This window comes from Enterobacter sp. Ag1, from assembly GCA_000277545.1.
In the GTDB taxonomy this organism is placed as follows: domain Bacteria; phylum Pseudomonadota; class Gammaproteobacteria; order Enterobacterales; family Enterobacteriaceae; genus Cedecea.
The window spans coordinates 1-9,185 of record AKXM01000002.1 but is presented as its reverse complement, the minus strand read 5'-3'; the positions used below and the strand labels follow the sequence as shown (position 1 = coordinate 9,185).

Sequence of the window (9,185 nt, the reverse complement as noted above, 5' to 3'; positions counted from 1 at the left end):
AAAAGTGGCCCTTAAAATCCATCTGCCAGAGCTGGTTAGGCGCACTGTGTTCATAGCGGCCGGTAGCCGGGATGCCGGGAGGAACACCGGGCAGCAGACCGTGACGGGCCATCAGCTTATGAACGGTACTGAAGGCGGGCAACTGATGCCCGTGGTCTTCAAGCCAGCCCTTAATCTTGCGGGCACCCCAGCGTGGATGTGTGGCATGTGCCATCCGCAGCAGGTCGGTAATGCTGTCGTCGGTTCTTGCGGGGGAAAAGTGTGGTGCACGTGAACGGTCAGCAAGACCGGCAGTGCCGTCCTGTAACCAGCGATGAAGCCACTTGTAGCCAGTGGCAGGAGAAATGCCATAGCGACGGCACAGAAGACGAATGTTCGCCCCGTCCTGCGAGGCGAGCAGAACAAACTCAGAACGTAATGACATGGTATCTCTCGCATCCCACGGCATAAGCGGCTCCATAAACGGGTTCTTATGCCTTAGTTGTAAGTGTCTACCATGTCCCCGAACAAGTGTTCACGATGTCCCCGGACCGTACACCCCAGGGGAGAGGGGGAATTTAGGTAAGTGAGTGGTTTTTATCCCCTCTCCCTTCCAGGGAGAGGGTTAGGTTGAGGGTAAGATCTAGAACGCCGTCTCTAACTCATCCAGCACGTTATATTCGTCATCCACCAGCAGCAGCGCCTTCCACTTATCAAACGTCAGGCACGGGTGAGAAGTGCTGAACACCAGAATATCCCCAACCTGCACGTCCGCACCCGGCTTGAGTTTTAACATGGCATGCTGATCCATAATCCCGGTGGCTTCGATGGTTTCCGACGGCGAAGCCAGCGCCTTGCCCTGGCGATAGTGGGCTATCGGCTGCGGCAGGCCGGCATCAAACGCGCTGTCGCGCTTGCCAAAATTCACAATCGCCCGATCGCTTTCCGGTACCGACTGCACCATTGCCACCAGCTCCAGCGCGGAAACCAGATCGCCACCGAGATCGCAGGCGATCCGATCTCTCGCCATCAGCTGATCCTGGGCTTCCTGATAAATTCCGCCATCGTGGGTAATGTAACAGCCCGGGCGGATCGCAATGCGGCAGTTGGCCGGTTTTGCTGCGGCGAGCCAGATATTGCACACTACGTCGTACCAGACTGAACCCGCGCCGGTGAGCAGGAACTCGCCGTCAACATAGCGTTCCATCTGGCAGGCTAACGCGGCCGCCTCTTGCAGCAGCGCTTCTATTTTTGGCTGCGGATTGTCGCCGTGCAGCACGCCTTCGTACAGCTCCAGGCCGCGTAAATTCAGGCCGGGTAATTCTGCCACCCGCTTTGCCAGCGCCAGCGCTTGTTCCGGGCTACGACAGCCGCAGCGTCCACCCGGCACACCAAGCTCAATCAGCACGTCGAGGGTTTGCCCCTGTTGGCTAAAAAAGTCTGACAGGGTACGGGCGTTTGCTTCGCTGTCCACGCAGCAAATGTAGTCGACGGCGGTATGTTTATGCTTTAGCTGCGACACCAGCGTGATGTTCGCTTTGCCCACCAGTTGGTTAACCATCAGCACTCGCTCGATGCCCGCGGACATCGCGATGCTCGCCTGCCATGCGCTGCCTACGCCGATGGCCCACGCGCCCGCTTTTTGCTGCTGCTGGAAGATCCACGGCGTCATGGTGGTTTTCCCGTGTGGCGCCAGCGAAACGCCGCGCGCATCGGCGTAGGCCTGCATCCACCGGATGTTGTTCTTCAAAGCAGATTTTTTGATCAGCGCGGCGGGCAAACAGACGTCTTCGTTGAGGACATTGGCAGGGGAATGCATGAGGGCGGACTTATGGGGTACAAGGTTAATTTCCTGGTATTTCATAACGTATTTCCTCGGGATTATTCTTTCTTTCAGATTGAGTATCAATTTTAACTTGATGTTATTTATATTAATTATCCAATTATCTTGAATTTTATGAATAAAAGTATCATTGATTTGCAAGGATTTTGTTTAGTTTTTCACTGTTTTTATGGCTTGTAAATGGTTAACTTGCACGCAGATTATGACTGGCGTGAGGCGCAGATGAAGTTCGATTATCTCTTCAGGAATGTCACCGTGATTGACGGCTCCGGCGGTGCGGAATACCTGGCCGATGTGGCGGTGCAGGGTGACCGAATAGCCGATATTGCGCCGGGGATTTCCAGCGAGGCCGTGCATGAGATCGACGGCAGCGGGCGGGTATTAGCGCCGGGGTTTATTGATGTTCACACCCATGACGACATTAACGTGATCCGTTTTCCTGAGTATCTGCCGAAAATTAGCCAGGGCATTACTACGGTGATCGTCGGTAACTGCGGCATCAGTGCGGCGGGGGCGACCATCAATGCGCTGGTGCCCGACCCGATGAATTTGCTGGGTGAGGCGCACCAGTTTGTTTATCCCACCGTCGAAGCGTACGCCCATGCCGTGGAGCAGGCTCGCCCGGCGATTAACGTGGGTACGCTGATAGGCCATACCGCGCTGCGTAACAACCAGATGGATGATTTGTTCCGCCCGGCGACGGAAGCGGAGATTCTCGCCATGCGCGGCCAGCTAAAACAGGCGCTGCAGCAGGGGGCGCTTGGGCTGAGCACCGGCCTGGCCTATGCCAGCGCGTTCCAGTCCACCACCGAAGAGGTGATGGCGCTGGTGGAGGAATTAGCGGCGGAGAAGGGGATTTACACCACCCATTTGCGCTCCGAGTTTGAGCCGATTCTTGAGGCGCTGGATGAGGCTTTCCGCATTGGCCGCCACGGGAAAGTGCCGGTTGTGGTGTCGCACCACAAATGCGCCGGGGCGAAAAACTGGGGCCGCACGGTTGAAACGCTGAAGTTGTTCGACAAAGTACGCGAGCAGCAGGATGTCTCTTGCGACTGCTATCCGTATTCCGCCAGCTCTTCAACGCTGGACATGAAACAGATCACCGACGAGTTCGAGATCGTGATTACCTGGTCTGAACCGCACCCGGAGGTCGCCGGGCGGTCGCTGAAGCAAATTGCTGATGACTGGTCGATGTCACTTCACGAAGCGGGAAAATTACTGATGCCCGCAGGGGCGATTTACTACAACATGGACGAGCAGGACGTGCGGCGTGTGCTGCGCTACCCGGCGACAATGGTCGGGTCAGACGGGCTGCCGAACGATCCGATGCCGCATCCCCGCCTGTGGGGCGCATTCCCCCGCGTGCTGGGGCACTACAGCCGCGACGAGAAGCTTTTCCCGCTGACGCAGGCGGTGCATAAGATGACGGGAATGTCGGCGGCGCGGTTCCAGTTGCCCGAACGGGGCCTGGTGAAGCGCGGTTATTATGCTGACCTGGTGTTGTTCGACCCGCTGACCGTGCGCGACGTCGCGAGCTTCAATAACCCGAAGCAGCCTGCGGCGGGTATTGAAGCGGTGATGGTGAACGGCGTGATGAGCTATGGGTTCGAGCAGAAGGTGACAGGTCGCGCTGGGCGATTTCTGCGTCGGCAGAAGTGAATATGAATTTAGCCCCTCTCCCCAGAGGGGAGAGGGGGAAAACAAGCGTGAATTTGGGATTAGATCTTTTCTTTTTCCTCACTCTGGCCCTCTGCCCAATGGGGAAAGGTGAAGCCGTTCCCGAGCTGGACGTTTGTCCCCTCTCCCTTCCAGGGAGAGGGTTAGGGTGAGGGTAAACCGATCAACAAGGAGCAATGATGAGCATTAAACGTTATGGCGTGGGCGGCAGTACCGGCACCGGCGGGCAGCCGCTACCTTTTGCCAAAGCCGTAGAAGCGGCCGGGTGGCTGTATGTGTCCGGCCAGACGCCGATGAAAGACGGCGAAGTGGTTGACGGCGGGATTGTCGACCAGTCGCGGCTGGCGATTCAAAACTGCGTGGATATCATGACCGAAGCGGGCTACACCCTCGCTGACGTGGTCCACGTGAAGGTCTACCTGACTGACGCCCGCTACTTCCAGTCCTTCAATAAAGTGTTCCGGGAGTTCTTCGGTGACCACCCGCCGGCCCGCGTGTGCTGCGTGGCGGACCTGGTGGTGGACTGTAAAGTTGAAGTGGATGTGACCTGCTACCGCGCCGACCGGGGTTAATCGCCTAGCGGCTGCCTGTCTGCCCCGCCTCGATGGCTGTCCAGCGCCAGCTTGATGCGGCGCAGCCGGTCCTTCGCCTGGCTTTTGTTGGCCATCGCCAGTTCGGTGGCCAACACATCAATCATCGCCAGCATGGCGTAACGCGAAGTGCTCGGCTTAAAAATGTAGTCGTTCTCACGAATAATCAGCGGTAATACGATATCGGCCTGTTCAGCCAGCGGTGTTCCCTGCGGGGTAATGGCGATGATCTTTGCGCCGTACTGGCGGGCAATCGCCGCGCTCTCCACCACTTCCGGCGTGTAGCCTCCCAGTGATAGCGCCACCACTACATCGTTGGAGGCCACCGACGCCGCCATCATTCTCGCCAGCAGGCCATCGCTTTGGCTCACCACCGGCAGGCCCAGACGAAAGAGACGAAACTGTAACTCCTGCGCGCAAATGGTTGATCCGCCGCCCATGCCCAGCGCCAGGATTTGCCGCGCGTTGCTCAGCCAGGTCACGGCCTTGTTGAGTGACTCCGGGTTTAGCGCGCGGCGGTTGATATCCAGCACGTTGATGATGGTTTCGTAGATCCCCTGCACGCCTTCGAGGTCCGGCACGTCGAGAATAAAGCGCTGCCCCACCGCCAGCGACTGGGCGAGTTTGACCTTCAGTTCGCGCACGTCCTTGCAGCCGATGGCGCGGGCAAAGCGGGTTATCGATGCCTGGCTGGTTTGCGTCTGGCGCGCCATTTCCGAAATGGGCAGCGCCGCGGCGGTTTGCACGTCGTCCAGAATAAACTGCGCAATGCGCTTTTCAGTGGCGGTCAGCTCAACGAAACGGTCGGTGATGCAGGAGATAATATCGATGGTGTAGCTCATGGCGCGACCCTGGTACTTGTGCAAAAAAGAGAAGGTACTTTGTACCATAAAACCGTTGCCAGGGTCGCTTCACTCGGATTCAGAATGGCTCACTAATCGCTTCCATACGTCGTTGCTTGATCGTGGCCCGAATAAACGCGGCGATGAAGACCAGGGCAGAAAGCACAACGATGGTCGGCGCGGGGGCGCTGTCGATAAAGAAGGAAAGGTAGACGCCAAGAAACGACGTGACGATAGCCTGCCCAAGCGCGACCAGCATCATGCCTTTAAAGGTACGGGTCAGCAGTGAAGCGATAGCGCCTGGCGCGATAAGCAGGGAAATCGCGAGGATAATCCCCACCGCCTTCAGCGCCGCGACGATGGTCAGCGAAACCAGGCAGAGCAGGCCATAGTTCAGCAGCTTCACGTTCAGGCCGGAGACCTGGGCCTGAATCGGGTCGAACGCATGCAGCAGCAAGTCCCGCCATTTTAGCCCCACAACAATTACCGTTAGCAGCACGATAGCGCCCGTTTGCAGAATATCGCTGCCGCTGACGCCCAGCATGTCGCCGAAGAGAATATGGTCTAGATGGATATCTGGCTTCAGGTAGACGTAGAGCACCAGCCCGGCGCCAAACATGCCGGAGAAGACGATGCCCATCACCGTGTCGCGCTTGATGCGGCTGTTGTCCTGCAGGTAGCCGGTGGCGAAGGCGCAAAACAGCCCGGCTACGAACGCGCCGAGGCCCAGCGGCAGGCCGACCATCCAGGCGATCACCACGCCGGGGAAGACCGCATGGCTCATGGCATCGCCCATCAGCGCCCAGCCTTTTAGCACCAGGAAGCAGGAGAGCAGCGCACACGGAATGGCGACCAGCGTGGTCATGGTCAGAGCGTTGATCATAAAGCCAAACTGGAAGGGCGAAAGCAGCGTGTCTAACAGGCTCATGGCGTTTGCTCCAGGCTCAGGCGCGCGCGCCGACGGTTAGCCAGCAGGCCGTGTTTGGGGGCAAACACGAAGGTCAGCAGGAAAATAAGCGTTTGCAGCACCACAATAATACCGCCGGTGGCGCCATCGAGGAAGTAGCTTATCCAGGTGCCGAAGGCGCTGGTAAAGGTGCCTAACGTGACGGAAATGATCAGCAGTTTCGGGAAACGGTCGGTCAATAGATAAGCCGTTGCGCCCGGCGTGACCACCATGCAAATCACCAGAAACGCGCCAACGGTTTGCAGCGCCGCCACGGTGGTGGCCGACAACAGGGTGAAGAATAATCCTTTGAGCCACAAAGGGTTAAGGCCAATGGACCGCGCGTGGTTTTCGTCGAAGAAGGTCACCATCAGGTCTTTCCACTTCAGCAGCAGAATCGCCAGTGAGACAAAGCCGATGATCGCCAACTGCACGATATCCGACGGGGCGATGGCGAGAATATTGCCGAGCACGATGGTCTGGATGTTTACCGACGTCGGATTGAGCGACACCATAAACAGCCCGAGGCCAAAGAATGACGAAAAAATAAGGCCAATAATGGTGTCTTCGCGCAGGCGTGTGCGCTGGTTTAAAAACAGCATGGTGCCTGCGGCGAGGCCACCGGAGAAAAACGCGCCGATGGAAAACGGCAGGCCGAGCATATAGGCTCCGGCTACGCCAGGCACGATGGAGTGGGAAAGGGCGTCGCCGATCAGCGACCAGCCTTTCAGCATCAGGTAGCAGGAAAGAAAGGCGCACACGCCGCCGACCAGCGCTGATACCCAGATGGCGTTAAACATGTAGCCATAGCTAAACGGTTCGAGCAGGACAGACATTACGGCTCCCCTTTTAACGGCGCGCCGTGGATAAACGGCCTCTCGTTGTCGGTGAGGACGCTGGTTTCTTTCCCGGTTAAGGTGACGTGGCGCAGTACGCCGCTGAACGCCAGTTCCAGGTTTTCTTGCGTAAAAGTGACATTGGTCGGGCCGCAGGCCAGCACGGTACCTTTCACCAGCACGGTGTAGTCGCAATAGTCGGTCACGGCGCCAAGGTTGTGGGTTGAAACCAGCATCGTGCGGCCTTCGTCCCGCAGCTCGCGCAGCAGGGCGATGATCTGCTCTTCCGTTTTCACGTCCACGCCGGTGAACGGTTCGTCCAGCAGAATCACCTGGCCGTCCTGGGCAATTGCCCGGGCGAGGAACACGCGCTTTTTCTGGCCGCCGGACAGCTCGCCGATTTGGCGTTTGCGGAAGTCGCTCATGCCGACGCGGGCGAGGGCGTTGTCTACCGCCTGTTTGTCGGCCTTGCCGGGAATGCGCAGCATTCCCATGTGGCCAAATCGGCCCATCATCACCACGTCTTCCACCAGCACCGGGAACGTCCAGTCCACGTCCTCGGACTGCGGCACATAGGCCACCAGGTTGTGGCGCAGTGCTTTTTTCGTGGGCATATCCAGAATCGAGATGCTACCGCTGGCCAGGCGCACAAAGCCCATGATCGCTTTAAACAGCGTGGATTTCCCGGAACCGTTGACGCCGACCAGCGCCGCAATGGTGCCGGTCGGGATTTCAAAGCTGGCCGCCCGCAGCGCGGTGTGGCCATTGCGATAGGTGACGCTGGCGTCCTGAACGACGATGCCGGGACGACGACTCATTTTTTCAGCCCTGCATTGATGCCGTTCACGATGGTGCTGGTGGTGACGCGCAGCAGATCAAGATAGGTGGGTACCGGGCCGTCTGCGGCACTCAAAGAATCGACATAAAGCACGCCGCCATAGTGTGCGCCAGACTCCCGCGCCGCCTGGCGAGCAGGTTTGTCGGAGATGGTGCTTTCGCTGAAGATCGTTGGGATCTGGTATTGGCGAATGCTGTCGATCACTTTGCGCACCTGCTGCGGGGTGCCCTGCTGATCGGCATTGATCGGCCACAGATAGAGTTCTTTCAGGCCAAAGTCGTTGGCGAGATAGGAAAAAGCGCCTTCGCTGGTGACCAGCCAGCGCTTATCCGCCGGAATTTTTGCCAGTTCGTTGCGCAGCGGCTCGATGGTCTGCTGAATTTTCTGTTTGTAGGCTTCGGCGTTGCGGGTATAGGTCGCCGCGTTGCCTGGATCGTATTTGACGAACGCATCCCGGATGTTATCGACGTAGATCAGCGCATTTTGCGGGGACATCCATGCGTGAGGGTTAGGTTTACCGTTATAAGGGCCTTCGGTGATGCCCGTGGGCTGAATGCCGGTGGTGACGACGACTTCGGGCACGCCTTTCAGATGTTGATAAAACTTCGCGAACCAGAGTTCGAGGTTCAGCCCGTTGGTCAGGATCAGCTGAGCGCCCTGCGCCCGACGAATGTCTCCCGGCGTCGGCTGGTATTCGTGAATTTCCGCTCCGGGCTTGGTGATAGACTCCACGTCTGCCGCGTCACCGGCTACGTTCTGCGCCATATCGGCGATGATAGTAAAGGTGGTGATCGCCTTAAATTTTGCCTGCGCCTGAGCGGCACCCAGCAACATCGCCAGCGCGGCGGCGGCTGCGACAATACTTTGCGTTAACTTCAGTTTCCCGGGCATCGTCTTCCCTCACGAGTGATTATAGATTCGGCGTTTATAGCAAGTGCTATAAAACATAGCTGCTGCTATAACTAAATGCAAACTATTATCATTTGTGTGATTTAAAAGAGGGGTAACTCTGGGGATATTAATGACAAAACTCTTCTGTCTATGTTGGATTGGCTAAGGTTCCGTTCACCTCTTGGCCGATTTCCCCTGCACGTTCAGATCACGGTGAACGTGTCAGGGGGCACTACGCTGTATGAACCGGTCACATGGGTTACAGAACTGACCGGTCACATGGGTTACACCTTTCTCTCAATCTAACCTCAGGATACGGTGATTGATTCTGTCGTAATGCGCCAGTATCAGTTCACCAAATCCTATTTCGTCGCATTGCTCATTCAACGGTTTCATCCAGACCCACTCATTTCGTAGCGCTTCACTCAGAAATATTCGGGTACTGTTGAACCATAAATCTCCTCTCTGCGCGACTCTCAACATTCTGGCATTATCCGGGACAGGCATTTCTGTTCGTGGCCCCGTAAACTGTCTTTCCGAAGGTTTCCAGACCGAGGCCGGCGTTTTACCCTGAAGCGCTTTATGCGGCCTTATCTCGTTGAATTCCTTTCGCCATCTGTCAAACCATTGTTGCTGTTCTTCCAGAGAAGAAAATGAGCAATGTTGGTTGAGCGCTTCCTTCATTGTCCGGTGCATTCTTTCGTGACGCCCGTTTTCAGTCGGTTTACCTGGCCGGATACGTT

Annotated in this window: 10 protein-coding genes; 2 read left to right on the top strand and 8 right to left on the bottom strand. The window is 57.2% G+C overall.

Translation table 11 applies throughout. The features are described from left to right. Together A936_RS00055 and A936_RS00050 are read right to left on the bottom strand one after the other, a co-directional pair. Positions 1–448 (bottom strand): helix-turn-helix domain-containing protein (locus tag A936_RS00055; protein ID WP_008453341.1); only part of this gene is annotated, 448 nt, incomplete at its 3' end. Between the two features lie 174 nt (positions 449–622). After that, on the bottom strand, positions 623–1,843 hold the full coding sequence (locus A936_RS00050) for an amino acid deaminase (protein ID WP_008453339.1): 1,221 nt from the start codon (positions 1,841–1,843) through the stop codon (positions 623–625). A gap of 201 nt (positions 1,844–2,044) precedes the next feature. On the opposite strand from A936_RS00050, the gene A936_RS00045 reads away from it, so the two are divergent. Then, entirely contained in the window at positions 2,045–3,481 is a 1,437-nt protein-coding gene (locus tag A936_RS00045) for an N-acyl-D-amino-acid deacylase family protein (protein WP_008453337.1), read from the top strand. Positions 3,482–3,678: 197 nt separating this feature from the next. Next, positions 3,679–4,071 carry a RidA family protein gene (locus tag A936_RS00040; RefSeq protein WP_008453335.1) on the top strand — a complete coding sequence of 131 codons (393 nt, stop codon included), beginning with the start codon at positions 3,679–3,681 and terminating at the stop codon, positions 4,069–4,071. On the opposite strand, the gene A936_RS00035 is transcribed toward A936_RS00040, so the two are convergent. From A936_RS00035 to A936_RS00010, 6 genes are all read right to left on the bottom strand, one after another. Then, positions 4,068–4,931 (bottom strand): MurR/RpiR family transcriptional regulator, encoded by an 864-nt coding sequence (locus tag A936_RS00035; RefSeq protein WP_008453334.1) that lies wholly within the window; start codon positions 4,929–4,931, stop codon positions 4,068–4,070. The genes A936_RS00040 and A936_RS00035 overlap by 4 nt on opposite strands. 79 nt (positions 4,932–5,010) lie before the next feature. Then, complete coding sequence (locus tag A936_RS00030; protein ID WP_008453332.1) at positions 5,011–5,859, bottom strand: metal ABC transporter permease; 849 nt, start codon at positions 5,857–5,859, stop codon at positions 5,011–5,013. Then, positions 5,856–6,713: an iron/manganese ABC transporter permease subunit SitC gene (gene sitC, locus A936_RS00025; RefSeq protein ID WP_008453328.1), complete on the bottom strand. Its 858-nt coding sequence runs from the start codon at positions 6,711–6,713 to the stop codon at positions 5,856–5,858. The genes A936_RS00030 and sitC overlap by 4 nt, the downstream gene beginning before the upstream one ends. Next, positions 6,713–7,531, bottom strand: a complete 819-nt coding sequence (locus A936_RS00020) for a manganese/iron ABC transporter ATP-binding protein (RefSeq protein WP_008453326.1) — start codon at positions 7,529–7,531, stop codon at positions 6,713–6,715. Before A936_RS00020 ends, sitC begins: the two co-directional genes overlap by 1 nt. After that, a complete protein-coding gene (locus tag A936_RS00015) occupies positions 7,528–8,442 on the bottom strand; it encodes a metal ABC transporter substrate-binding protein (protein WP_008453324.1) in 915 nt (304 codons plus the stop codon). Before A936_RS00015 ends, A936_RS00020 begins: the two co-directional genes overlap by 4 nt. Before the next feature lie 297 nt (positions 8,443–8,739). Further along, positions 8,740–9,185 (bottom strand): integrase core domain-containing protein (locus A936_RS00010; protein WP_008453323.1); only part of this gene is annotated, 446 nt, incomplete at its 5' end.